The sequence below is a fragment of the Candidatus Taylorbacteria bacterium genome, assembly GCA_039934295.1.
In the GTDB taxonomy this organism is placed as follows: domain Bacteria; phylum Patescibacteriota; class Minisyncoccia; order Phycocordibacterales; family HO2-43-120; genus HO2-43-120.
The window spans coordinates 19,312-42,846 of sequence record JBDTMN010000007.1 but is presented as its reverse complement, the minus strand read 5'-3'; the positions used below and the strand labels follow the sequence as shown (position 1 = coordinate 42,846).

26 protein-coding genes and 1 tRNA gene are annotated in these 23,535 nt (G+C 44.0%); 15 read left to right on the top strand and 12 right to left on the bottom strand.

Annotated features, from left to right (window positions below):
* Nucleotides 1–2: 2 nt before the first annotated feature.
* Entirely contained in the window at nt 3–839 is an 837-nt protein-coding gene (locus ABI430_02900; protein MEO8637823.1) for a 50S ribosomal protein L11 methyltransferase, read from the bottom strand.
* Nucleotides 840–844: 5 nt separating this feature from the next.
* The gene (locus tag ABI430_02895; GenBank protein ID MEO8637822.1) at nt 845–1,006 is read right to left on the bottom strand and encodes a hypothetical protein; all 162 of its coding nucleotides are present in this window, start codon (nt 1,004–1,006) and stop codon (nt 845–847) included.
* A gap of 183 nt (nt 1,007–1,189) precedes the next feature.
* On the opposite strand from ABI430_02895, the gene ABI430_02890 reads away from it, so the two are divergent.
* The 5 genes from ABI430_02890 to ABI430_02870 all read left to right on the top strand — a co-directional run bounded on the left by ABI430_02890 (nt 1,190) and on the right by ABI430_02870 (nt 6,130).
* Complete coding sequence (locus tag ABI430_02890) at nt 1,190–1,825, top strand: hypothetical protein (protein MEO8637821.1); 636 nt, start codon at nt 1,190–1,192, stop codon at nt 1,823–1,825.
* 68 nt (nt 1,826–1,893) lie between these two features.
* The gene (locus tag ABI430_02885) at nt 1,894–2,190 is read left to right on the top strand and encodes a DUF6176 family protein (GenBank protein ID MEO8637820.1); all 297 of its coding nucleotides are present in this window, start codon (nt 1,894–1,896) and stop codon (nt 2,188–2,190) included.
* Nucleotides 2,191–2,329: 139 nt separating this feature from the next.
* Nucleotides 2,330–3,991 (top strand): methionine--tRNA ligase, encoded by a 1,662-nt coding sequence (gene metG, locus ABI430_02880; protein ID MEO8637819.1) that lies wholly within the window; start codon nt 2,330–2,332, stop codon nt 3,989–3,991.
* Nucleotides 3,992–4,323: 332 nt separating this feature from the next.
* Nucleotides 4,324–5,172 (top strand): hypothetical protein, encoded by an 849-nt coding sequence (locus tag ABI430_02875; GenBank protein MEO8637818.1) that lies wholly within the window; start codon nt 4,324–4,326, stop codon nt 5,170–5,172.
* Nucleotides 5,173–5,254: 82 nt separating this feature from the next.
* On the top strand, nt 5,255–6,130 hold the full coding sequence (locus tag ABI430_02870) for a homocysteine S-methyltransferase family protein (GenBank protein MEO8637817.1): 876 nt from the start codon (nt 5,255–5,257) through the stop codon (nt 6,128–6,130).
* A gap of 185 nt (nt 6,131–6,315) precedes the next feature.
* On the opposite strand, the gene metK is transcribed toward ABI430_02870, so the two are convergent.
* The gene (gene metK / locus ABI430_02865; GenBank protein ID MEO8637816.1) at nt 6,316–7,425 is read right to left on the bottom strand and encodes a methionine adenosyltransferase; all 1,110 of its coding nucleotides are present in this window, start codon (nt 7,423–7,425) and stop codon (nt 6,316–6,318) included.
* Nucleotides 7,426–7,659: 234 nt separating this feature from the next.
* On the opposite strand from metK, the gene ABI430_02860 reads away from it, so the two are divergent.
* A complete protein-coding gene (locus tag ABI430_02860; protein ID MEO8637815.1) occupies nt 7,660–9,066 on the top strand; it encodes a phosphoribosylglycinamide synthetase C domain-containing protein in 1,407 nt (468 codons plus the stop codon).
* Between the two features lie 2 nt (nt 9,067–9,068).
* Here ABI430_02860 and ABI430_02855 read toward each other — a convergent pair whose 3' ends face one another.
* Together ABI430_02855 and ABI430_02850 are read right to left on the bottom strand one after the other, a co-directional pair.
* Complete coding sequence (locus ABI430_02855; GenBank protein ID MEO8637814.1) at nt 9,069–9,464, bottom strand: S-adenosylmethionine decarboxylase; 396 nt, start codon at nt 9,462–9,464, stop codon at nt 9,069–9,071.
* A gap of 48 nt (nt 9,465–9,512) precedes the next feature.
* Nucleotides 9,513–10,418 carry an EamA family transporter gene (locus ABI430_02850; GenBank protein MEO8637813.1) on the bottom strand — a complete coding sequence of 302 codons (906 nt, stop codon included), beginning with the start codon at nt 10,416–10,418 and terminating at the stop codon, nt 9,513–9,515.
* A 299-nt stretch (nt 10,419–10,717) separates the two neighbouring features.
* Here ABI430_02850 and ABI430_02845 point away from each other — a divergent pair, with 299 nt between their 5' ends.
* Entirely contained in the window at nt 10,718–10,942 is a 225-nt protein-coding gene (locus tag ABI430_02845; protein MEO8637812.1) for a hypothetical protein, read from the top strand.
* On the top strand, nt 10,921–11,616 hold the full coding sequence (locus tag ABI430_02840; GenBank protein MEO8637811.1) for a nucleotidyl transferase AbiEii/AbiGii toxin family protein: 696 nt from the start codon (nt 10,921–10,923) through the stop codon (nt 11,614–11,616). Before ABI430_02845 ends, ABI430_02840 begins: the two co-directional genes overlap by 22 nt.
* Before the next feature lie 59 nt (nt 11,617–11,675).
* On the opposite strand, the gene ABI430_02835 is transcribed toward ABI430_02840, so the two are convergent.
* Nucleotides 11,676–12,182: a C39 family peptidase gene (locus ABI430_02835; protein MEO8637810.1), complete on the bottom strand. Its 507-nt coding sequence runs from the start codon at nt 12,180–12,182 to the stop codon at nt 11,676–11,678.
* Nucleotides 12,183–12,230: 48 nt separating this feature from the next.
* Between ABI430_02835 and ABI430_02830 the strand changes: the two genes are divergently transcribed.
* Nucleotides 12,231–12,941 carry an HD domain-containing protein gene (locus ABI430_02830; protein ID MEO8637809.1) on the top strand — a complete coding sequence of 237 codons (711 nt, stop codon included), beginning with the start codon at nt 12,231–12,233 and terminating at the stop codon, nt 12,939–12,941.
* A gap of 78 nt (nt 12,942–13,019) precedes the next feature.
* Here the strand turns inward: ABI430_02830 and ABI430_02825 are convergent, their stop codons facing one another.
* Together ABI430_02825 and ABI430_02820 are read right to left on the bottom strand one after the other, a co-directional pair.
* Nucleotides 13,020–13,511: an NUDIX domain-containing protein gene (locus tag ABI430_02825; protein MEO8637808.1), complete on the bottom strand. Its 492-nt coding sequence runs from the start codon at nt 13,509–13,511 to the stop codon at nt 13,020–13,022.
* A gap of 13 nt (nt 13,512–13,524) precedes the next feature.
* Nucleotides 13,525–14,076 (bottom strand): hypothetical protein, encoded by a 552-nt coding sequence (locus tag ABI430_02820; protein MEO8637807.1) that lies wholly within the window; start codon nt 14,074–14,076, stop codon nt 13,525–13,527.
* A gap of 252 nt (nt 14,077–14,328) precedes the next feature.
* On the opposite strand from ABI430_02820, the gene ABI430_02815 reads away from it, so the two are divergent.
* From ABI430_02815 to ABI430_02805, 3 genes are all read left to right on the top strand, one after another.
* The gene (locus ABI430_02815) at nt 14,329–15,261 is read left to right on the top strand and encodes a hypothetical protein (protein MEO8637806.1); all 933 of its coding nucleotides are present in this window, start codon (nt 14,329–14,331) and stop codon (nt 15,259–15,261) included.
* A 179-nt stretch (nt 15,262–15,440) separates the two neighbouring features.
* Nucleotides 15,441–16,835: a histidine--tRNA ligase gene (gene hisS, locus ABI430_02810; GenBank protein ID MEO8637805.1), complete on the top strand. Its 1,395-nt coding sequence runs from the start codon at nt 15,441–15,443 to the stop codon at nt 16,833–16,835.
* Nucleotides 16,836–16,846: 11 nt separating this feature from the next.
* Nucleotides 16,847–16,923 (top strand) — tRNA-His (locus tag ABI430_02805).
* A 132-nt stretch (nt 16,924–17,055) separates the two neighbouring features.
* Here ABI430_02805 and ABI430_02800 read toward each other — a convergent pair.
* Nucleotides 17,056–17,916, bottom strand: a complete 861-nt coding sequence (locus tag ABI430_02800) for a hypothetical protein (protein MEO8637804.1) — start codon at nt 17,914–17,916, stop codon at nt 17,056–17,058.
* A 146-nt stretch (nt 17,917–18,062) separates the two neighbouring features.
* Between ABI430_02800 and ABI430_02795 the strand changes: the two genes are divergently transcribed.
* The 3 genes from ABI430_02795 (at nt 18,063) to ABI430_02785 (ending at nt 20,911) form a co-directional block, all read left to right on the top strand.
* Entirely contained in the window at nt 18,063–18,905 is an 843-nt protein-coding gene (locus ABI430_02795; GenBank protein MEO8637803.1) for a hypothetical protein, read from the top strand.
* A gap of 110 nt (nt 18,906–19,015) precedes the next feature.
* Nucleotides 19,016–19,702 carry an HAD family hydrolase gene (locus ABI430_02790; GenBank protein ID MEO8637802.1) on the top strand — a complete coding sequence of 229 codons (687 nt, stop codon included), beginning with the start codon at nt 19,016–19,018 and terminating at the stop codon, nt 19,700–19,702.
* Between the two features lie 171 nt (nt 19,703–19,873).
* Nucleotides 19,874–20,911: a hypothetical protein gene (locus tag ABI430_02785; GenBank protein ID MEO8637801.1), complete on the top strand. Its 1,038-nt coding sequence runs from the start codon at nt 19,874–19,876 to the stop codon at nt 20,909–20,911.
* A gap of 73 nt (nt 20,912–20,984) precedes the next feature.
* Here the strand turns inward: ABI430_02785 and ABI430_02780 are convergent, their stop codons facing one another.
* The 3 genes from ABI430_02780 to ABI430_02770 all read right to left on the bottom strand — a co-directional run bounded on the left by ABI430_02780 (nt 20,985) and on the right by ABI430_02770 (nt 23,407).
* Nucleotides 20,985–21,209: a tryptophan synthase subunit alpha gene (locus ABI430_02780; GenBank protein ID MEO8637800.1), complete on the bottom strand. Its 225-nt coding sequence runs from the start codon at nt 21,207–21,209 to the stop codon at nt 20,985–20,987.
* Nucleotides 21,210–21,305: 96 nt separating this feature from the next.
* Nucleotides 21,306–21,938, bottom strand: coding sequence for an aminodeoxychorismate/anthranilate synthase component II (locus tag ABI430_02775; protein ID MEO8637799.1), 633 nt, complete (start codon nt 21,936–21,938; stop codon nt 21,306–21,308).
* 8 nt (nt 21,939–21,946) lie between these two features.
* The gene (locus tag ABI430_02770; GenBank protein ID MEO8637798.1) at nt 21,947–23,407 is read right to left on the bottom strand and encodes a chorismate-binding protein; all 1,461 of its coding nucleotides are present in this window, start codon (nt 23,405–23,407) and stop codon (nt 21,947–21,949) included.
* Nucleotides 23,408–23,535: the final 128 nt, after the last annotated feature.

Below are 23,535 nucleotides of genomic sequence, written 5' to 3'. Positions count from 1 at the left end.
AATCAATCGAATTCAACAGTAAAATTTTCATATCCCCCTCCAAATTTATATTTTATTTCCAATTTTATTTTTTCTCCTATCTTTACGATTTTTTCGGGAATCGGAATGACTACAGGAGCATTTAGAGAGCTTGTGTCATCGAGTGAGATTGTTTCGCTGAGAATTGTTTTGCTTGTAAAATAAATGCTGTTTATTTTCCCAGATTTGGTTGCCTCGCATTCAATCGAATATTTTCCTTTTTCTTCAATTAATGCGGAAAAATCAATGTTACTAAGAAGAGTCGGGAAACTTTTTAAATCCAAAAGATTCCTGTTTTCGTTATGATTCCAAAGATGCCTAACCATCTTCATCTCAAACCCGCCTACAGTAAAATCAAATTCTGACAAGGTAACATAGGTCATCTGTTTATTTGGAAGAAGAATTGTGGAAGGAGAAATAAGTTTTCTTGAGTGCAAGTTATTGCTAGCCTGAACTTGATACTCATCGACCATTCCGGTAGACAACATTTCCATAAGCACCATATCAAATGGGCTCTTTCTTTCGTAATCATACGTTCTTGCATCTCCCACGCACACCTTGACCACATTTTCAAAGTGATTCTGTTTAATATTATTTTTTGCAATCTCTGCTATATATGGGTCAAATTCGAGTGCTGTGACGTGATTTGCCCCTGCTCGTGCAGCCAAAAGGGATAAAATTCCTGACCCTGTTCCAATGTCAAGAACTTCAAAATTAGATTTGATCTGTCTTCTGATCGATTTGTCAAAGGCCGACGTCTTTTCTTCATCAATAAGGCATTGACTAACAAGGTCTATTGAACTAAATAATTCTTCTTCCATATTTTTTAGATATCCTGACTATCTAATGACTCATCTCCAGTTTCTTGATCAGACGTATCAACAGTAATGAAATCCTGAAGGATAATTGTTTTATAAAATGTATATCCAATGGTGAAAAAGACAAGTAGAATGATAATGGCGACTAACGTTTTTGATTTCTTATCCATATAGTTGTATAATTCATTATACTATGAGAATACTTTTTATTACAAACAATGAATGACTGAAACATCGGATCATCTCATTTACAAATTTCAGATAACATGTATAGTACTGTTTATCACAGTACCGACTCTCATTGTGAGATTGGATGATTACTGTAGTGTACATCACTTCGGAAAAGCAAAAATATGAAACAGACTGGTTTCAACCCTGTGCTAACGTGGGTAAATAACGTTACGCCCTTGCCTGGTAACTGGCAGTCTCGGTGCAAAAACGTTGCAGATACCGTCCAAATCAAGGTGTCTGATCGCCAAATGGGACTTCTACGACGCGTTGATAGCGAAGACTACTCGCGCATCGCGAAAAAGGCCGAACTCGACCTGCGTTCGCAAGGAGTTACTCCGATGGAATCGGAACGGGCAATCTATGCCTTGAAGCAGTACTACGCCGTCGCGGTTATCAACCCGCAGAACATGCATGCAATTGGGTACATGGTTGACCCCTACTGGCACGCCCACATCCTTCACACGGAAAGGTACGAACAGTTCTGCCGCGAGGCCATCGGTTACTTCATGCATCATCGCCCTCTTGACCACGACGAAGAGCAAAAAGTGGCGGCGATCTGTGAGCTGTATGACTACACGCTCGACATCCTGAACGTGATCTTCAATGGACACGTGGATCAGGCATTTTGGGAGAAAGATCCGCCGACAAATCGTGTCATGTGTAGCCACTCTGAATCACCCCTCCTGGCGATTCCAGGGGAGGAACAGTTCGAACCAAATCTCCGACTCCTCGCTATGCGTCACCTCACCTTCGCATAATTGGAGATAAGTCACATAGAGATGTTCTTCGGACATCTCTTTTTTACTAAATGTGGTATTATTTTCATATGGATAAAAAGCTTTCTCTAATGGAGATAAATAGTGAGAAACCCGTAAAAAAATGGGCGAAGGAAGTGATGGGAAAAAGGTACGAAGAGGCCCTTGCATCTATTGAACAAGAAAAAGTGACGCAAGAAACGGTTTTCTATTTTGAATTGTATGGAAGAAAATTCCTCGCTTTCTATATTGAGGGTGACGCACTTCCTCCTGATATGACTATGCAAATAAACAGGGATCATCGAAACGTGATGGATCAAATCAAGATAAAAAAAATAAAAGGTAAGCTTATATATTCTATAAATTAGTGACTTTAAAATATGATTTCGCGAACCCCTGCGTTGCTTGACAACACTAGTCACTTCTGTTAGTTTGATGTGAGTGTTCTTTAAAAGAGGGACACTGGTGCTTGTTGCACACTCAGTTTGAAACTGCGGTTACTGACGTATAAACCTGAACATAAGCAGAAGGAAAAAAATGAAAAAAGTACTTATTGCGGCAGCATGGCCGTATGTCAATGGTTCACTACATCTTGGCCATGTAGCGGCACTCTTACCAGCAGATGTTATTGCTCGCTATCACCGTGCACGTGGTGATGACGTGTTGTTTGTTTCGGGGAGCGATTGTCATGGAACTCCAATTCTCGTGACTGCTGATCGAGAGGGACTTTCACCAGGTGAGGTTGCTACACGATATCACAATGAGTTTGTGGACACGCTCGTCGGGAAGCTCAAGTTCAGTTACTCGCTCTATTCAAAGACGATGGGAGATTTCCACAAAGGAGTCGCTCAAAATGTATTCGCGACCCTCCATTCCGAGGGACACATGGTGTCCCATGAGGAGGAGCAAGCCTATTGCAACACGTGCCAACGTTTTCTCCCTGATCGATTCATCGAAGGAACTTGTCCACGGTGCGCTTCAGCTTCGGCTCGGGGAGACCAATGTGATTCTTGTGGTAAACCATATACACCTAAGGAGCTAGAGAATCCTCGATGCAAGACGTGCGGAGCGACACCTTCATGGCGTCCTTCCACTCATCTTTACTTATGTTTGCCCAAGTTTCAGAACCGCCTCGAAGAATGGTCGGTTGCACAAAGGGGATGGCGTGAGAATGCGGTAACCACCACTAAAAGTTGGCTCAAACAGGGTCTCAAGGAGAGGCCCGTAACTCGTGATCTTTCATGGGGTATCCCTGTACCTGTCATCGGTTTCGAGGAGAAGTGTATCTATGTTTGGTTTGAGGCGGTTTGTGGGTATCTCTCCTGTTCTAAGGAGTGGGCCACACTTCATGGGAGTCCCGAGGCGTGGCGTGAATGGTGGGAAAATCCTGATTCTCTCCACTATTATGTGCACGGCAAGGACAACATTCCGTTCCACACGATTATTTGGCCGGCAATACTCATGGGACTTGGACTTCACCTGCCAGATCGGATTATCTCGAGTGAGTTCCTCAACTTCGAAGGCGTCAAGTTTTCGAAAAGTCAAGGAATTGGAGTTTGGCTCCCACAGGTTTTGGAGAAGTTCGAGCCTGATGCTATCCGCTTTTATCTCGTAGCGAGTGGCCCGGAGACGAATGACACTAACTTCCAATGGCAGGATTTTCAGCAAAGAGTGAACGCTGAGTTGATCGGTGTCCTTGCCAATTTCTGGAATCGGACATTTTCAATGACCCATCGCTATTTTGGATCTGTTCCAGATGTTGAGGTAGTCAGTCAAGAAAGTCTGGAATTAATGCGAGAGTGCGAAGCCATATTCAGAGCTGTTGGCCAGCATATCCAAGACGCAGAACTACGTCTTGCACTAAATGGACTTCTGAATCTAGCGCGACATGCAAATGTCTATCTTGAACATCGAAAACCATGGGAGCAGTTTGGTACCGATCGAGTGCATGTTGCAGAGACCCTCGCCGTATGTTGCATTGTTTCAGATACACTCCGTCGGATCTCACAGCCTTTTATTCCAAACACGACAGAACGATTGAACCGGTTCCTCGGAGTCACGGATGTCGTTTGGTCGTATTCGCCACTTCCTGCAGGTCACACAATTGGCGAACCAAGTCCTTTGGTGCAAAAGGTTGATCTTGATGCAATTACTAATGGAACGAAATAGACGGTAACGATTCAAGCCATGCCATGTCTAATAGGACGTGGCATTTTAATTTTCTGAAAACTTCATAATGATACTCCGCCACATAATGTGATTGACGTCCACCGCACCATTTGCTATCATGTCTCAAATGAAACTATTAATTTTCCAGAAGTCAGCTTCGATGAAAATGTCCATGCAAACCCAACGTAGAAGGCTGATTTTTGTTTTGGCATAAGTAGACCGTATCCAGACCAAAAACCAACCTTTTACACAAAAGGTTGGTTTTTGCTTAGGAACGCAATGTAAAAAAATGGTTCTTTCAACAATCAAAACTCAACAAGAAGCGGATAACTATGCCAGACTTTTTAATTTCGAAGATTCTGAATGATTCAATTGGTAACCTCGATACGAATGTCACTATCCGTGTGCCAGAATGGGCTTTCAAACCAGACCACTGGAGTGTGGCTTTCTTGCGTGGACTTTCAAAGCTCACATATTCGTGGAAAAACAAATGTGTGTGGGAAGTTGGAGTGGGCACCGGCATCAATCTTGTTGTGCTTCGAAACCAAGCATTGAGCTCGAATTGGTATTTCTCGGACTATGACGCCCGATTTGTGCCACTTGCGATGAGAAATCTGCTGTCCTCAAACGGAAAGCGCGATGGGTTACACCCACTCTATGGATCGTGGGACTTGGTAACACCCCCATCCAGAGGTGGTCTCAAGCCTCCGAGAGTTGACATTATTTTCGGATGTCTCCCGCAAGTACCATCAGAAATTGACCTCTCGATTGGTGACAGGCTTGCTCATTACTATGACCCGGCCCACTATCCTAGTGCACATCTAAATGCTCTCGGACTTGGTCTGGTGGAAACGCTTCTGATCAAAGCACGCGATGTTCTCGCACCGGGAGGGAAAGTCGTGCTAAATCTGGGCGGGCGACCCGGGCTAAAATCTCTGCGCTCCCTCTTTAGTGGTTTAGGTTACAAACCCACATTGGTGCACAAAGAAACAATCCCTCAACATTCGGGTACTTCGCTAGCATCGCTTGTCGCGCTTGAAGGAAACGGTCATTGTGACTTTGAGTTTTTCTCTGATTGCAAAGGTAGCAAGTTGATTAACGCTCGTAAAGCCGAAAAGCTTCGAGTTGAGCGAGCGACGGTCTATCATAACATTTATGTCATGGCGGGAACTTTGGCATGAATTTCTTATCACAGGGTGATTGGTATATTAAAAAGCCTGTCACCCATTTTTTATCAGTCTGACCTAAATACGACAAAACTATATGAAAATTGAAAAAGAAAAAATATATTACTTAGCTGGTGGCACAGGTACAGAAATTTTGCGCAGAGGATTTCCAACGAAACTGCCATTGTGGTCAGCCCAAGTCTTATTCGATAATCCGGAATTATTAAAACAGATTTACATTGACTATATTGAAGCGGGAGCTGATATCATTACCACTAACACTTTCCGTACGCAACGTCGGACTTTGGCGAAAGTGGGATTATCAAGAGAGACGGAACGGATTAACCGTCTAGCGGTAAATATTGCAGTGGAAGCGCGCAATGAAGCCAAGGCTAAGCGACCGGTATATATAGCTGGATGCGTCACTACTTTGGAAGATTGTTATCGGCCGGATTTATTACCTACAGAACGTGAAATGAAAACTGAACATAGAGAGCAAGTACAACTTTTAGCCGATACGCCAATTGATTTTTTTCTTTTGGAAACATTCAATAGCTTTAGGGAGGCAATTATTGTCGCAGAAGAAGTCTATTCTACTGGAAAATCATTTGCTGTCAGTTTCACTACCAACGAGGCGGGTGACATTCTGAACGGCGACCGCTGGAAAGAAGCTATCGATCAATTGAGCAAATTTCATCCTATCGCAATTTTGGTAAATTGCGTGCAAGGAGGAGTCGCCTCTAAAGCTCTGAACAAAATCAAAAAAGTCACGTCTCTGCCCTTTGGCGCTTATGGTAACGGTGCAGGCGAAGCTGACAATAAAGAGGGTTGGAAATTTACCACTGCGGATCAGATAGAAAATTATCTTCACCACTGTTCAAATTGGGTCGATTTAGGTGCCACGATTATTGGTGGGTGTTGCGGTACTAATCCCGATTACACTCGCGCTTATAGCCAGCTAAAACGTCGTTAGAATTTTGGAAGTAAGAATTGCAAGATTTTGTGCGAGTTGGAGCTCTGTTACGGGTAAGATTTTTCCGCGGATTTGTCGAAAAAAACTGAATCCAATCGGCATTGAGACTGAGCTATTCGTCTCACTTATATATAAAAAAGGTGTCCCTGACTTCAGTGACACCTCGAGTCCGCCAAGTAACTGACCTATACGATTTGAGAGACCTGTTCCCAAGGAAATCGGTCATCACCATAATGACCCGCCTCGGCAGTATCACAGTAGCACCATCCCTTCGGCTTAAGGAGGCCGAGTTGATCGATGATTGCTCTTGGCTCGAAACAAAACTGAGACCGAACCCGTTCCTCAAGGGCAAGAGCCTCCTTTTCAGGGAGAGATGTTTCCACCGAAAAGAACGTAGGTTTAGCAACGCCGATGGCATAGCCAACTTTCACAATCGCTTCATCCGCATGCCCTCCAGCCACTATGGATTTTGCGACCATCCTGCAGAAGTAGGCGGCACTTCTGTCAACTTTCGAAGGATCTTTCCCAGAGTATGCACCCCCACCAATCTCGACCACAGGACCGTAGTTGTCCACAATAAGCTTTCTGCCCGTTGTGCCAGCATCAGCTTCGAACCCGCCCTGAGCAAATATTCCTGTGCCATTCACGACCACAACGACAGCGTCGATCTGGGGTATGATTTGTTGCACAACTTGACTGATAATGTCGTGTCGTACTTGCTCGAGTGATACCGATTCGCTGTGATGAGCTGCAATGGTAACATGAGTGACACGATCACCAGTCATAGTGACCTGACTTTTTCCGTCTGGACGAAGGTAGGGTAAAATTCCCTTCACTCTAACTTCCCGGAGTCGTCGGGTAAGCTTGCGAGCAAGACCCCATGGTTTCGGCATGAAATCCAATTCACCTTTAACTGCATAACCGACCATGATGCCCTGATCCCCGGCACCACCAGTGTCGACACCTTGTGATATGTGAGGAGACTGCTTCACGACGTTCGTTATCACACCGATGGAGTGGTCATGACCAATCTTGAGGTAAGCATCTCGGACAACTTTTCCGATGTCAAAATCGGCTTTCGTTGTCATCTCTCCCGTGACGAAAACTATACCATGTCCGCCAGTGACCTCCATCGCCACTCGCGAGAGCGGATCTTGAGAGATCGCGGCATCCAGGATGGAATCCGCCATCTGGTCGCAAACCTTGTCGGGATGGCCGTTCGTGACAAATTCAACTGCCATTGAACGAGCCTTACGCATGCCCATAGGCATGCCATTTTGTTCTGTATTTTCCATAGTAATCTAGCTTTTTGAGGAACATTGACCCTATCTGCAAAGAGTTTCCTGCAGGACTAGCATAGTCCATGCAACACCAATTAAGGTGCTTACAGCGAAGAGCTGAAGCAAACCTAGCACGATATCATTTCAATGTCAATTTTTTTTAGGAATCTCGTCGACATTTCATCAATAAGCAAAAATAAGCAATTCTTTTTGATTTCTTATCCATATAGTTGTATAATTCATTATACTATGAGAATACTTTTTATTACAAATGATCTTATAGCGGGAAGCGTTGCTCACGAGCTGGTCAAGGAAGGTCACGAAGTCAAGCTCTATATAAAAGAAAAAGCTCGTCGGGGCAATTTGGACAACCTCGTCCAAAAAACTGGAGAATGGAAAAATGAATTATCCTGGGTGGGTAAAGATGGTCTTATCGTGTTTGATGATGTGGGCTTCGGCAGGACTCAAGATAAATTAAGAAAGCAGGGTTACATCGTATTCGGAGGTTCGGAGCTCGGCGATAAGCTGGAGCTTGACAGAGAATATGGGCAGAAAATTTTCGCGGACTACGGGATGAAGACAGTAGAACTCAAGGATTTTGAAAACATGGACGACGCAGTCATGTATGTGAAAGACCACCCCCGCGCTTGGGTGATAAAGCAAAACGGGCACGCTCCAAAAACTTTAAATTATATCGGGCATTTTGACGACGGTCGCGATGCAATAAGCGTTCTCAAGAATTATTTCCAAAATAGAACTGTAAACAAAGAGAGGATAACTCTCCATGAAAAAATCGTGGGTGTTGAAATCGGCGTCGGGCGTTATTTCAACGGCAAGGATTGGGTAGGCCCTATTGAGTACAATTTGGAGCACAAGAAATTTTTCCCCGGCGATATCGGGCCCACCACAAGTGAAATGGGGACGCTTGCATGGTATGACGACGATGAAAGCAATAGACTGTACATGGAAACTGTCGCCCGATTCAAACCGTATCTTCAGGAAATCAATTATCGCGGAGATTTTGAGATTAACTGCGTCGTAAATGAAAGCGGAGTATACCCCTTGGAAGCAACTACTCGAATGGGGTCTCCGATCGTTCATCTGCAAACAGAAATTCACGAATCGCACTGGGGAGAGTTCCTCTTTGCGATTGCCAAGGGCGAGAGCTATGATTTGAAATGGAACCAGGGATACGGTCTTGTCGTCGTGATGGCAGTGCCACCATTCCCCTATTCTAAAAAAATGAAGGACAACTTATTCTACGGCATGACGATTTTCTTTGATGATGTTTCGGAGAAGGAATTTGAGCACATCCACTTTGAAGAAGTGTCCGTAAGAAGCAATTATCTTGAAAATCCGGAGAAGGGTCGCTACTATATTTCAGATAGCCGTGGATATGTGCTTTACGCCACGGGAATGGGGAAAACTGTCGAAGAAGCGCAAAAAAAAGTTTATGATTTGGCGAAGAAAATCATTATTCCAAAAGTTATTTACAGAAATGACATCGGGAATCGCTTTATCTTCGAGAGCAACGCGCTTCTTAAAAAATGGGGCTATAATTTCCGCAAAACCGAGTCCAATTTCTTAAATTTCGGCAAGATTTTTGGTATCGAATTCCGCCGAGCCGTAAAAGTGGACGAAGAGAAGCAGGGCTAAAGTCAGTAAATATTTTCGGGAGGATATTTTTTTCCTCGAATGAGAAAGTTGGTCTCTAAGTCTTTTAATTCGAAAGTCTTTTTGAAATAATCTTCTATAATCTTCTTCTCTAAGCCATTTTTGCAGGTGTAGACGTCGGCGCTTATAAATCCCCTCTTCGGGAAGGTGTGAATGCTCACATGGCTTTCCGCGATAATCACAAACCCACTCCACCCTCCGGGGTCTTTCACGTCGTTTTCAGGAGCGAAAAAAACTTGTGGCTCGGATAATACCTCCATTTTCAAAAGTTTTGGAATTGCCGAGAGACTCCCAAGCACAAGGTCCTTGCTGTTGAGCAATTCCCTGCTCCCCCCATATCCGTCTATTGTGAGATGTTCCCCAAAATGTTCCTGCTCCATATTCTTTGCTCTATAGTATACCAAGCATTTTGAACGTAAGCGAATACACTAGTAGATAAGATACGACCCGAAAATAATAATGACTATGCTCAGGCTTTTTTGAATAATGCTTCGCCTACTCATATCCTCTTTTCCAATTTTAGGGAAGAATAAGCTCAAGATGATGCCGATAAGAAAGACGAAAATCGGCTGGAGATTGGTGACCGCAAGCACCAAAACGACCGGAGCGAGGAGCACCGCGAAGTTGACCAGAAGATTGCCGACAATTGTCACCATCTCGCTCGCGCCGTTAAAAATAATCATAAATACCGGTTTCGCTTTAATCATTTTCAAAAATTGATTTCGATACGGCTTTATGAACAGAAAAAGAAATACTCCGACCAGGGACACTCCGATGTACTGCCAGAAAGACGAAACTGCAAAGCCGACGTCGAGCGCCGCGATTTTAAAAAATATTTCGTAAAGAGCAATGGAGAGAGAGGCGAGAATCATGTAGAGAAGAATTTTCTTCTTGACCGAAAACTTTTTTTTAGGGTCAAGAGAAATAATGAGAGAGCCCGCTATGACCGCGATGATTCCGAGCGCCTGCCTTCCATTTATCACCTCCCCCAGCAGAATATAGGCGAGAAAGAAAGAGAAAACCGGAATAAGCTGAAAGAGAGGAGCTACGACAGATGTCTCACCGTCTTCAAGGGCATACAGATAGAACAAAATAGCGATAGAATATAAAACCCCGGAGACGATGAGCAAAGAGATGTCTCTTGCACTCACGTCAAACACATCGGGACTGACGATGTAGAGAATCGGCGCAATAACAATAGCGACGATAGTGGAAAAAATAACCAACGCTCCGACGTTGTTGCCTTTGAAATATTTGGAAAGAAGATACTTATCCGCGTGGTTGACGAGCGCCCACAAAATCGGCGCCCCTAGGGCAATAAAAAACCAGTTCATCCTGTAGTAGAAAATGACATCGCTCTTGTGGAACTTGTTGTCATCCTAAAGTTATTATTAAACATACGTCGATTTTTCCTCAAAGACTGTTCATAACAAAATATCGCTTCAATGTCATTTTTCACTACGGGATTCATGGCTTATAGTTTAGCACAAGTCGAGAATTTTGGTTTTGTTTACCGACTCGACTCCCATTCAAGGCCCGACCTTAAATCGAAAGAAAGGTCGGGCCTTACTCCCTGCCTTATTGAACTGAACTTCAGAGAGATTTTCTAGTCAAAATATGCTATAATGTACCAATGAAATTCAGACAATCACTCTTCTGGGACGTTGACCCAGAAAAGATTGACCCGAAAAAAAACGCTCAATATGTGATTGAGCGGATTTTGGATTTTGGAGAACCAGATGATGTTCGTTGGCTTTTTGACACCTATTCAAAAGACGAAATAAGTCGGGTCATGAATCTTCCTCGGAGTCAGGTTATGAGTAAATCAAAAGCTTTATGGTCTCTACTCCTAACATAGACATGGCGGTTTTGAAGTCATTGCATCTTGATGTCCTTCCTCAAGCTACGAAGGAAGCTTTTTTACTGTGCATATCAAATGCTTTTTTTTCGAGCGGGGGATGGTATCTGGCAGGCGGAACGGCGCTTGCACTTCAAGTCGGACATCGTTCGTCTGTTGACCTTGATTTTTTTACTCCAGAAAAATCGTTCGATGAAAAAAAAATAGAAGAGACATTAAGCACAGTCGGGAAATGGAAAACATCTTCCCTTGATCGCGCTACCGTATACGGAGAGCTCAATGGGGCTAAAGTGAGCTTGATTGCATATCCTTTTATAAAATTTTCCCAGCCTTTTTTAGAGCTTGGAAGCATATCTCTCGTTAAACCGGAGGATATTGCCGCGATGAAAATTATTGCAATATGCCAACGTGGAAAAAAACGAGACTTCTTCGACTTATATTGGCTCTCCGCGCATATTCAGACACTTATGAAAAGTATCGAGTCTGCCCAAAATCAGTATACCGTGAAGCAGAATCCCGTCCACATTCTCAAGAGCCTTGTGTATTTTGAGGACGCGGAAAATGATCCAGATCCTGTCACCAATTTCAAAGCAGATTGGAAAATGGTCAAGAATTTTTTTGAAAAAGAAGTACCACGCATTACAAAAGCACTTATTTTATCTCCCGGGGTCTGATTTTTGACGATTGAGGTGTTGATACGAATAATCAATTTCTACGTCAGACAAGGATAGAACTACCTATATATCGCGATAATTTGCCTGATTATGAGCTCGTCGGGTTTTATAGTCTTGCCTCTAAAATCGAACCAAACTTTTAGAAAATCTTCTCGAGCGATTTTTCGTATGCCACCGATTTCCGGGTCTTGGAGGTACACAAGTTCGTCATCGAGCCCGATAAGCAAAGAGTAGTGCCCATCAGAGACTTGCGAGTCGGGATATTCTCTCCGCCCTTTAGTAAACCAATCAACAATCAACGGTACACCCTTTTTAAGCCATGCCTCTACATCTTGAAATGTGCTTTCATTTTTTATCTCTGATTTTAGCCCCAGAGATTGCGCAACTTTAACGATGGCCGAGTCGTCAATTCCCAAGCCAGGCTTCAATCCACACAGCTTCGCAAGCTCCTGCTCGCTTTTGTTTATTCCGTAGTGACTAAACAGAATCTTAAGAGTAGCTGGACCACACATATCCGCGTGAAGTGTTTCCTGAAATGGCTTCACATCGAGAAGTATTTTTTTCATTCCATGATACTAACACAAGCGGAATATTTTTTATGCTACACTGACTCGATGTTAGACAAAGTCACAATGAAGAAAATAACGAATATTGGCCTAGAAACCGATTGGAATCAAGCATTTGGCGCAAAATCTAAGGGAAACAGACATTTATTTCGAGTCGTAAAACTTGCGGTCTTTATGGCAAAAAAACTTGGAGCAAATGTTCCTATAGTTGAAGCGGCAGCGTGGCTACATGACACTGCCCTTCCATCTGGAAATGATTATAATTATTCCTCAAATAAGAGGATTGTCTTAAAAATTTTAGAGGAATTGGATTTAACAAAGCATGAACAAAATGAAATTGCTGAATGTGTCGCTTCTCATGAAGGTACAGGTAAAGCAAAATCTCTCGAGGCCAGGATTGTACATGACGCGGATGTGTTAGAGAAATCTGGGATACTTGGAATCATCCGCCACACATGGAAAGTCTCTAATCAAGGCAACCGCGGTTTTATCGACGACAAAACGTCAGACGTCATTCTTAAACACTTACAATGGAGGTCAAAGAAATTGTCGACTCCCCTAGCAAGACAAATCTACACATATGTCTCGATACCAGTCTCGCGCAAAAAAGCAAAAGAGATTATCTTTTTCGTTGCGCCAAAGGCAATAAAAGGAATAGTAACAGAGAAAATCGCCGAATCTTTGTTGCCAAAATTAAGTAAGATGCAAAAAAATCGGCTGAAGGAACAATTGGCGATGACATATTTAAAGAGATTTTAGTCAAGACAATTTCATGACCGAGTTCCGACTTTAATTACTGAATCTCTAATACTTTCTTCGTATTCTCGGCTCATCTTCTCATGTCATTTCCCGTCTCACTTCAAGCGCCCGTTCTATAAGGTGCTCGCCAACAATTCCCCAGTCAAAATAGGATTTGTAGTCTTTCGGCTCAATGAGCTTTATCTCCGTCACGTCGCCGTCTGGATCAATAGTAAATGGGCCAAATGGCCTCACGATGCAGACATACCTTGCCTGCGTAACAACTCGAGTCGGCTCGTATACATCCTGAAAGCCCACAAGTTTAATTGCGAGAACTTCCATATTTGTCTCCTCTTTCACTTCCCGTATAAGCCCTTCTTCCGGCGATTCCCCTTTTTCGACACCGCCACCTGCCAGGGTCCAAAATTTATTAGCTCCAGAGTAGACAACTACCAGCTTATCTCCGAAGAAACAATACCCTTTCACACTAGAAACTTTCCTCTCCCCCAGTTCAGAAATCGATTCAACATCCCGATACACCACCTCTAACGTCTTCCCCTCCCTATTCGTAAGTTTTGATTTGATTTGCATCGCTTGAGACGTTCTAGCTTGTCATCTTCCTAACTTCATCTATTGCAACACGCACTGCTTCCTTTGGATTTTCAACCGCAATTATTTTGATTCTTTCTCGAGCATCAATATATTGTCCGGCAAGTTTATCTGCCCATCCGCCCGTTCCTGTTATTGCAATCACCGGAATATTCATTTGATACGCAATCGCAGTTTCGGTAAGCGTGCCTGAACCACCCGAGATAATGATTAAAACATCGCAAGAATTTACGAGAACAAACTCGCGTCCGCCTCCCCTTTCCATTCCTGTCACTATAGTCACGTCGGTCATCCCCTCCTTGTCCCAAATGTCTTTTCCTTTTCCATAGGTAACACCTACAGTTAGTCCGCCAAGGCTTTTTGCCCCGCGTGATGCCGCTGTAGAAAGTGAGTCATAATCCTTCTCTGCTCCGTAAACTGTGATGTTACCCGATTCGGCAATACGTTTCCCTACTTCAAAAGCAAGTTTCTCAATCTCCTTTGTGTACTTCAAATCCGCTGCAGAGCCCATAACCCCAATTTGAAATTTTCTCTTTTTTGACTTCATTTTTCGAATGATAGCATAGGTTTGACAGAAAAAAAAGATTTGATATGATATCCGTACATGTGTAGAAGCGAGCCAAAAATACTCTTAATTTCAATTCATCATCATACCCTCCCATAAAAGGTGGGTATCTTGCTCTCTCTTACTTAAGCAATCGGAACATATTTGACAAGACCCTCACCTTTTATGGGAGGGTTTTGTTTTTTGAAAGGGTATGGCTCTTAAAGTTATTTAATATTCCCACCCTTTCCGAAAATGACTTCAGAAAGGACGACCTTTGAAAATTTCAAAAAGAGGATTGAACTTATGACTAACAAACCGTATGTAGTTTCCGGAGACATTGATATTCTCCTTGCGCAGTGGGCGACAAATCATAGATTTCGTCTCCCATCAAAAAAATTCTTCCGCACAGTAAGGTCAGTATTTGTAGAGAAGTTACGTTCAATATTTGGTAATGTGGAATTCATACCATCGTGTGCGCTTCAAAATCCAAAACTAATCAGTGCTTCTGGCGAAAAAGCAACTTTGGTGACGTTGGATAAGACGTACGTCAATTCCAAGTTCAACATTGAACTCACAAGAACAGCACTTCCAGATTTGACCGACGGGCCCCTTAGTCCCCGGCAAAACCACCCAGACTTGGCTACCCAAATCAAGATGCTTCGCAAACGATTGCGACGAGCGAATACTATTGTCGTTTATGACGATGTCATCTTTACCGGACACCTATTGGAGTCAGTTTGCGCAGAACTCGAGTCCGCTGGTTTCAAAATCGCTACGGTAATGTGTGGAGTTGGAATTCAAAGCGGTATTGACCGAATCAATCGCCGAGGACTTACGGTGGCGTCTAGCAAAGCATATGACGAAGTAGTCGACCAAGTTTGTGAACGCGACTTCTATCCTGGCATCGATTACTCGGGAAGAACGCTTCACACTGATCATGCTGTGGGCCTGCCGTATTTGCTACCCTTCGGTAACCCGTGTTCATGGGCGAGCATACCCCGTGAACAGGCGACGAACTTCTCGCGGTTTTGCATAGGACAATCAATCCATCTTTTTCAAGAAATTGAAAGGCAAACGTGCAAACTTGTTCTTTGTTCCGACATAGACAGGAAATTGACGAACTGGCCCGATAATGGAACTAGATTCGTTGATTACCTGGAAGTCGCGGAGAGTGAGATTCATTGAAGCCTCACGCTACCTAACCAGTTCATTTATGAGCTGGTTTTCTTTTTTAGTATGCTTACATTGTACTTTTTGTCTTGTAATAAATCGCCAATAGTGGGAGATATTCATTAGACTTGCATAAAATCACATTATACTGTAATGTCAACACAGTCTCATTGAAAAACAGAACAAAAAAACACATGAAAACAGAACAAAAAACAGTCCGACCGTCCCTTCTTTCTGGCTTTCAGGACATTCTGCCGGCTAGAATGATCCCGTTCCAGAAGCTCATTGCTCGAATAAAGATCATCTTTGAATCGTTTGGATTCGTGCCACTGGAGACGCCGGGAATGGAGCGTCTGGAGGTGCTTACCGGCGGTTCGGAAGACTTCAACAAAAGCATATTCCGAACGCGGGTAGTGAGAGGTGCAGAAGATCGGGGCAAAGACCTCGGCGACGAGGACTCTGCCTTAAGATTCGACCTTACTGTGCCCCTCGCTCGCGTAGTGGCATCCTACCAGGAAATTCCTCGGCCTTTCAAGCGGTATCAAATTGGCAAAGTCTGGCGGGGCGAAAAGCCGCAAAACAACCGCTACAGGGAGTTTTTCCAGTTCGACGCCGACATCGTCGGGTCTAATTCGATCCTTGCCGACACCGAAATCGTGCAGGTTATTTATGCAACGCTGAGTAATCTTGAACTCCCAAAGTTTTCGATACGCATTAATGACCGTCGAATTTTGAACGGTTTGGCCGAAATTCTAAACTGTTCGGACAAGTGCAAAGAGCTGGACCGAGCAATCGACAAAATCGATTCCCTTGGAGTCGACGGGGTCATCGCCGAACTCACGAAGGAATCTGATACTGCGCTCACTAACCCACTACTCCTCAACCCAGAGCAAATTCAAATTCTGAAGGGTTTCCTCGCCTTAAAGTCGGAAACTTCCTCTGAACTGTTGAATCTGGTCGAGAAATTCTTCGAAGCAAAATCAGAGGACGCGAGTAAAGGCATCGATGCCCTGAAGGCTCTCACGAAGAATCTCCTTTTGATTGGTATCCCAGAGGAGTTTTGGAAAATAGACCTCGCAGTAGCACGAGGACTGGATTACTACTCCGGACCTGTTTTCGAGACGGTCATCGAAGACATGCCCGACATCGGTAGTATTTTCTCGGGCGGGCGGTTTGATGGTCTGGTAAATCGCTTCGATGCCGACATTAACATGCCTGGCGTGGGAGCTTCTGTGGGGGTCGACCGCCTATTCACCGCCCTCACTCGTCTCGGTAGGGTGAAAGAGGAAACAAGCGTTTCAAAAGTCCTCGTCACCATCTTCGACCAATCGTTGGCCGAAGCTTCACTTGCTTGTGCTAGCAGGATTCGCAGAGGAGGGGTGCCAACAGAAATATATCTGGGAAATGAGCGAACAATCAAGGCACAATTGGGATACGCCCTGAAACAAGGAATCAGGTTTGTCATCATTCTCGGACCCGATGAAATCAAGTCGGGAAAGGTTGCCCTTCGCGATCTTGACGCCAAAAAACAAGAACTGTTGACAGAAAAGGAAGCGAGTGATATGATTACGCTTGCACTACAAAAGTAGGGTAACTGGGTGGGTGTGTAGCTCAACCGGCTAGAGCACTGGTCTGTGGAACCAGATGTTACGGGTTCGAGTCCCGTCATACCCACCATTCCGATTTAGGATTTGGTCATTCTTTCAAAAGTTTAGTTCATATCAACCGGCTCGTCACAAATGATGTAGTCGGTTTTTTATTACAAAAAAGAGCTGGAATTTCCAGCTCATTGGTAATGCTATTTCGTGACTAAATCCACATATCTCGAGCTCTGTTCAAAAAATCCCTTGATTGCTCCGGCTCAGAATTCCTCCGTACATAAGCGGAAAGAACATATTGCAGAGTTGCCCCAAGTTTCAATCCTCTTTCGATTACTGAAGATTTAGTTCCGAGAAGCTTTGGCAATTTTACCTTCGCCATTCCTTCCAGAACTTCTCCCCCCGCCTTCGCATCTCGCATTTTGTATAAACGAGCCAGTGTCACAAACTGCCCGATACTTATCGCTGGATTGCCCAAATATGACCTTTGGCGCCACGGGTCAATAAATGACAAACCATTTTCATTCACGGAGACATTGTCCGGAGTAAAATCCAACACCATGACAGCTAATTTTTTTAGCTTATTTTCGCCGCTCTGAGCAATGCTGAGACAAATATTGCTTCCCTTTGGCAAAAATCGTTTGATGTTTCGAAGGGTTTCTCTCTCCCCGATATCTGCAATATCTTCAGAGGTTGTGCATCTCGTTTTCTCCAATACGTTAAGCAAATGCTTAGCGAGAAAATTGAATTCCTTAACACCACCATTTCTTTGCGCCATCGTCTGCCCGATATCACTCATTACAAGGACTTTTTCACCCCAGATTGAGATGACCTGAATATCCTTCGGCAACATGATCGACGCACCGATTTTCTTTAGTCCGGAGTAAGCAAAGACATTTTCAGCAAGGTCATTTGAAGCGAGCCTATTTTTCGGGTGAGCGTATTTTACAACCAACGAAGCTTGATCGCTTTGACGTATAAAACGCATAATCCGGGAACCCATATGGCCTGGGGACATGTCGTTAACGTAACGGGCGTCAAGTACAATTTCAACTTGTTCATGAACATTCATTCTTGGTATCCTTTAAAAGACTTGTCAAATTATAATTTAACACCCTTATTATCTACTGTCAATTTTTCTGCTGCTTGATTCCCGCATTGAAATGTGTAGAATTGTCTTGAATATAGATCCCCAAAACTTAAAAGGAAAGTTGATTTATGAGGAAAAAGCTTGTATTGCTTGATGTGGACAGTACCATCTTTGACAGGGACTACCAGCTCACTGTGCCCGAGACTGATTTCAAAAAGGCTATTCAATACGGGCAAGAAAGAGGTCTGAGTATAGGCCTAAGCTCGGATTCCGGTCTTGCAACTTTGAGCCTAATCGCAAAATTGTACGGTCTTCAAGGTCCAATTGTGGCAGAAAAAGGGGGGCTTGTAAAAATATTGGATAGTGAGATTCGGGTCAATGATGAAACAGAAAAGTTCATGAGAATAAGAGAGCTAATGATATCAGGACTTGCATCTGATTCTCTTACCGGTTCTCTTTTGCTTATTATTGGTGATGTAAATCGATTGTCACGTTCCATGCTTGCCATCGAGAGAGCAGAGTGCTATTCAAAAAGTGCCATACTCATTAACGGTCTACGAAACGCTAGTCTGTCATTTTTTGTTTTCGCAAATACTGGTGGAAAATGGGTGATGGATAAGATGGCACTTGACGCAGTGCTTTCATCGGTTCATAAAATCGGTTCTCGTTTAGCGCCCAAATGGTGGCAAGAAGCTGTAATTGACAATAACCCTGATTACGGCATTTGCATTGTTCACCATCCAAAAACCGAAAAAAGAAATGCTCTTCCCTTGCTAAGAAAACATAGCGAGAATGCTCGAATATATATGGTTGGGGACAGCATATCAGACTTGCTCAATGACCCCTCCGTTACTCATTGCGCCGTCAAAAATGCATCAAATGAGTTTAAGAAGCAATGTTCAATGATAGCTACCAAAACAATGACACAAGGGGTCATGGAGATTCTTGACCAAATAGTGGCTTCAGAATAAAATTCTAATTTGTCGTTTTCTCCCGACTCCGCTTAATTGTGCAGTCGGTTTTTTTAAACTTTTGTCAATCTAGCTGAATCATTGTAAGATTAAATCGAGTTAAAATACAAATGGGAACAAGAAAATTAAAAAAAAAAGACGATACTATCATTTTCGACCTGGACGGCACCCTCTATTCATTCAAAGGAGGCAAATTTCGAGATTCGAAACTTCAGGCGAAAATACTTTCAAATGCACGGGAATTTATTTCTGCCCAGCTTCAGGTCACCGGTGATGAGGCGGGAAAAATTCTGTCTCGGATTTTCAAAAAGTATGGAGAAGACATCAGCATCGCTCTTGAAAAAGAATACGGTTTGAATCGTTATGATTACTTTAATACCGTTTGGAATATCCCAGCACGCCAATTTGTTTCGCATTCAAAAGAATTGAGGCCGATGCTGATTCGCATCTGCAAAAAATATGACATCTTTATTTTGAGTGACGCGCCAAAAATCTGGATTGATAATGTGTTGAGAGAACTTCAAATAGATGACCTATTCAGTGGTCATATTATTTCTGGAGAAGGAAACACGCGCAAAGGTAACGGCAATGCGTTTGAATCTCTAGTAAAATCATTAAACATAAAACCTCAACAATGCATAGTCGTCGGAGACCAAGAAAATACTGATATTATTCCCGCAAAGAATGCTGGCATGAAAACAATTCTTGTAAGCAAGAAAGAGATTCTTTCATCTGCCGATTTTCGCTTAAAAAATATCATACATCTTGAAATCGCTCTCGAATCATTAACCCTATAAAGTCAGGGTTAGACAGAATTTTGCATTCTTCTTCTAAATTATTTAAAAACATACCCCTCGTTCTGTCAATTGACATTATGCGGACATGCCCTAGCATAAGTCTTAGTAACTGGCTCATATCTCTGTGAGCTATGTTTGACCACAACCGAAAAACCGCGAAGACCTAATCGTATGAAAAAAACTGAAGTTCCAGAAAAGGCCGATGGGCACCATTGTGCCCCCCGACAGTACATTGTCACGCAGACCCTTGCAGAGCAGATTGATGCATTTGCAAATATCGGGCTTAAGATTCCCGAGCCCGACTTCATTCAGAATATTGAGAATCGGCTCGTCTCAGCGCTGAAGGAAATCTTCAGCAGGAATGATGACGTGGAGATTATCGTAATTCCTGCCCGCGAGCAGAGTCGCGAGATCACCACGACAGTGAACCGAGTTAGAAAGAAGTTTCATCAACCACTCGTCCTGAGTACCTGTCCCCTGCTCTCATTCGGCGCCGATGGTCGCTCAATTCATTTGAGTAGGATTGTTGACATCGATGGCAACATCATCGGTATTGGACCGAGACCGCGCCATAAACTTCCGTCTCAGCAAATTGCAGACCTTAACCCTGAAATTGCTGACCGCGACGTGATTCTGGTTGAGGATGGCGCTTTCACCGGAAGTACACTTCTCTATTCCCTCCGGTTACTGTTGGAAAAACGGGCTCGAGTGCAGGCAATCGTGCTTGGAATCATGTTTCCCGAGGCGGAAAAATCGATCAGACAAGTGTACCAGGGCGAGATCCATTACTGCCTCAAACCAGCTAATCCTCTCGATTGGATGCCGTCGCATGATTTCTTTCCATTTATTCCAAATGCTGGGAGGGTGGTGGGATACCAGCTTGGAAAAATCATCATGCCCGTCTATCTCAATTTCGCCAGCGCATCTATCGCCATGCCGTATGTGAAGCCATACGGAAAACCGGAGTGGGCAAGCTTGCCCTGCGATCACCACGCACTCAATGCCTTCAGCTACATTTGTCTCCATTCTGCTGAAGATATTTTTCGCAGAATGAAAGACCTGCGAGGAGAGGCGATCCACGTCGGCGATATCATCGGATCAAATCCGGCCACCTACATCCCAGTTAGCCACGGAGGGTACTTCGGTTTCCCTCTTGAAGATGATAAAGTTGAGCATCTTATTGAACTGGACCGAGAGAATCAGTCATGAGGATAGTTCCATTCGATCCACTACTGAGCAGTCGCAAAAACTGCTCTTTTTTTATGAATTTAGACTTTTTTCATTATGTGATCTTCTCGTGAATTAGAGTTTCTTTCGCATACGAATCTACAATTCGAAAAATATCGATAAGAAGCGAGTTTGAGGTTAAGCTGTTGATGGTCTGAATAATCGCGCTACCGACGACAGCAATGTCGGCATGCTTGGAGAGCTCTCTCACTTGATCAGGTGTTGATATACCGAAGCCAACTGCAACAAGGACTTCAAAGTGCCCACGCACTTTTTTCAGATACGAGGCAAGAATAAAAAAACACCTCCATTCCGAAGAATTGAGGTGTCTGTGAGAGAGAACTAATTTACATTTGAACCATCTGGGAAAGTCAGTTCACAAGGACTTTCCCCGAGTGCTACTTTCGGATTTCCCCTTGACTTCAAGATTCAGGAAGTTACCGAGCAAGGCTGGTCCGTGTTCAGTGAGGAATGCTTCCGGATGAAACTGCACGCCAACGATATGAGGGTAGTCAATGCTTTGTAAACCCATGACCGCTCCATCATTCGTAGCGACGGAGGTGACTTCCAGTAGTCTTGGGTTTATGGTCACTCTGCGGACAATCAGCGAATGATACCTGCAGGCAATAAACCGATTAGGCAAGCCCTGAAGGATACTGCCACCCTCATGCTCAATCTCCGATGTCTTTCCGTGCATAATCATCGAGGCACAAACAACCTCTGCTCCAAAATGCACTGCAATCGCTTGATGTCCGAGGCACACACCCAAAATTGGGGTGTATTTATATTCATCGAGCACTTTTTGAAAGAGCGGGACTTCATTTGGATGCCCTGGCCCTGGTGAAAACACGATGTGAGTTGGAGATAACTTTTTGATCTCCTCGATATCAACGGTCGTCCTAAAAACAGTAACCGAGGCACCGAGTATGCCGAGCGCCGCGACAAGGTTATAGGTGAATGAATCTTCGTGGTCAAGGATGACCACCTGTGGTTTGATGAATTTCTTCATAATTTTGTTCAATGTGTTCCGAGTTTTCCGAGTTTTCCGAGTACTGTTTCCATGGGTTTGGCTTTTGCCAGTGTTTCTTGATATTCACTTTCCGGCTCGGAGTCATTTACAATACCGCCACCTGACTGCCAGTAAATCACCCCCTTATAGAGCATCGCGCTCCGAATGAATATGCAAGTATCAGTTGCTACGTTCGTCATCCATCCGAACGCCCCTCCGTAAGGGCCACGTCTTGATTTTTCTAATTCAACGATAATTCGCAGTGCGCGTATTTTCGGAGCTCCTGACAGCGTCCCCGCGGGTAACGACCCGATGCAAGCATCTAACGGATGAACCTTGTCGCGAAGCACCCCCTCAACTTCCGAGACGATGTGCATCACATGGCTGTACGACTCAACCTTCATTCGCGATGTAATCTGAACTGAATGATCCTTGCAGAACCGGCTAACGTCATGTCTTGCCAGATCAAGGAGCATTACGTGCTCTGCTATTTCTTTCGGGTCATTCAGCAGTTCTTCCGCAAGTTGCTTATCTTCTTCGGCATTTTTGCCGCGTTTGCGAGTCCCGGCAATCGGCCGAATCCGCATCCGTTCATGAGCAATATGCACCATGATTTCCGGTGAAGCACCGAGAAGCGTCAGATGGTTCATCTGCGCCCCAAAGCGCATGTGGAACATATACGGAGAGGGGTTCAACTCGCGAAGTTTTTCATAGATTGGTAATCCCCACCCTTCCGATTGACCTAAATCGTACGACGCTTGGAAACGCTGTGAAAGGACGACCTGCATCACATTCCCTGCCACGATATGTTCCTTCGCCTTAAGTACCATTTCATGATACTCGGCTCGGCTTACATTTGATGAAATAGGACCAATATGCGGAGGTGTTTTTTGCATGATGACTTCATTCGCCACCAAACGTTCCATCTCCGATATTCGGGCGAGCCCGTCTTCGTAAGCCACGTCAGCGGTTTTACCGTCTGATATGCTCACGTTTGCTACGTAGTGCATTTCCCTCTGAGTATGATCAAAAACAATAACGTCAGTGAAGAAATACTGTGCGCCGAGCGGAAGCTGAAACGGGTCGTGTTCGTGAGGCACAATTGTTTTTTCAACAAGTGTGATAAGGTCATGCCCGAGGTACCCCACGGCTCCTCCGATAAACGGAAGTGTCGGGTGCGCTTGCGGAGAATACTTCTGAAGCATATTCTTCAGTACCGTTAGATCCTCCTCTTTTTCAATTTTGAGGAGCTCACTGCCTCTAACGCAGACATAAGAGAAACGTCCCTTTTCGCCTGTGTGTGTTGCACTCTCCATGATACAGACCGTCTCATTAATCTGCTCGCAGATTTTCCGATAGACGACTAAGGGTTCAACCAGCTTAGTCGAGTGAATGAGCGTTACAAGTTGACGCCCTTCGGTTTTCGATTGCTCGAAAGCAGCCCCGAATAATTTACGTGATGTTTTCATATTTTTCAAAGAACCAATTTTTTGACCAAAGGACTTCTTGCTCCGCCAAACGGCAGAGAAAACAAAAAATCCCGTCCTCATTACACAACGCAAAGTTGCATAATAAGGACGGGATTCTTACCCTGAAC

Bases quoted from the DNA above. Each gene is read 5' to 3' on its own strand.
- ABI430_02900 (MEO8637823.1), bottom strand. From the start codon at position 839: ATGGAAGAAGAATTATTTAGTTCAATAGACCTTGTTAGTCAATGCCTT.
- ABI430_02895 (MEO8637822.1), bottom strand. From the start codon at position 1,006: ATGGATAAGAAATCAAAAACGTTAGTCGCCATTATCATTCTACTTGTC.
- ABI430_02890 (MEO8637821.1), top strand. From the start codon at position 1,190: ATGAAACAGACTGGTTTCAACCCTGTGCTAACGTGGGTAAATAACGTT.
- ABI430_02885 (MEO8637820.1), top strand. From the start codon at position 1,894: ATGGATAAAAAGCTTTCTCTAATGGAGATAAATAGTGAGAAACCCGTA.
- ABI430_02875 (MEO8637818.1), top strand. From the start codon at position 4,324: ATGCCAGACTTTTTAATTTCGAAGATTCTGAATGATTCAATTGGTAAC.
- ABI430_02870 (MEO8637817.1), top strand. From the start codon at position 5,255: ATGAAAATTGAAAAAGAAAAAATATATTACTTAGCTGGTGGCACAGGT.
- metK (MEO8637816.1), bottom strand. From the start codon at position 7,425: ATGGAAAATACAGAACAAAATGGCATGCCTATGGGCATGCGTAAGGCT.
- ABI430_02860 (MEO8637815.1), top strand. From the start codon at position 7,660: ATGAGAATACTTTTTATTACAAATGATCTTATAGCGGGAAGCGTTGCT.
- ABI430_02855 (MEO8637814.1), bottom strand. From the start codon at position 9,464: ATGGAGCAGGAACATTTTGGGGAACATCTCACAATAGACGGATATGGG.
- ABI430_02850 (MEO8637813.1), bottom strand. From the start codon at position 10,418: ATGAACTGGTTTTTTATTGCCCTAGGGGCGCCGATTTTGTGGGCGCTC.
- ABI430_02845 (MEO8637812.1), top strand. From the start codon at position 10,718: ATGAAATTCAGACAATCACTCTTCTGGGACGTTGACCCAGAAAAGATT.
- ABI430_02840 (MEO8637811.1), top strand. From the start codon at position 10,921: ATGGTCTCTACTCCTAACATAGACATGGCGGTTTTGAAGTCATTGCAT.
- ABI430_02835 (MEO8637810.1), bottom strand. From the start codon at position 12,182: ATGAAAAAAATACTTCTCGATGTGAAGCCATTTCAGGAAACACTTCAC.
- ABI430_02830 (MEO8637809.1), top strand. From the start codon at position 12,231: ATGTTAGACAAAGTCACAATGAAGAAAATAACGAATATTGGCCTAGAA.
- ABI430_02825 (MEO8637808.1), bottom strand. From the start codon at position 13,511: ATGCAAATCAAATCAAAACTTACGAATAGGGAGGGGAAGACGTTAGAG.
- ABI430_02820 (MEO8637807.1), bottom strand. From the start codon at position 14,076: ATGAAGTCAAAAAAGAGAAAATTTCAAATTGGGGTTATGGGCTCTGCA.
- ABI430_02815 (MEO8637806.1), top strand. From the start codon at position 14,329: ATGACTTCAGAAAGGACGACCTTTGAAAATTTCAAAAAGAGGATTGAA.
- hisS (MEO8637805.1), top strand. From the start codon at position 15,441: ATGAAAACAGAACAAAAAACAGTCCGACCGTCCCTTCTTTCTGGCTTT.
- ABI430_02800 (MEO8637804.1), bottom strand. From the start codon at position 17,916: ATGAATGTTCATGAACAAGTTGAAATTGTACTTGACGCCCGTTACGTT.
- ABI430_02795 (MEO8637803.1), top strand. From the start codon at position 18,063: ATGAGGAAAAAGCTTGTATTGCTTGATGTGGACAGTACCATCTTTGAC.
- ABI430_02790 (MEO8637802.1), top strand. From the start codon at position 19,016: ATGGGAACAAGAAAATTAAAAAAAAAAGACGATACTATCATTTTCGAC.
- ABI430_02785 (MEO8637801.1), top strand. From the start codon at position 19,874: ATGAAAAAAACTGAAGTTCCAGAAAAGGCCGATGGGCACCATTGTGCC.
- ABI430_02775 (MEO8637799.1), bottom strand. From the start codon at position 21,938: ATGAAGAAATTCATCAAACCACAGGTGGTCATCCTTGACCACGAAGAT.
- ABI430_02770 (MEO8637798.1), bottom strand. From the start codon at position 23,407: ATGAAAACATCACGTAAATTATTCGGGGCTGCTTTCGAGCAATCGAAA.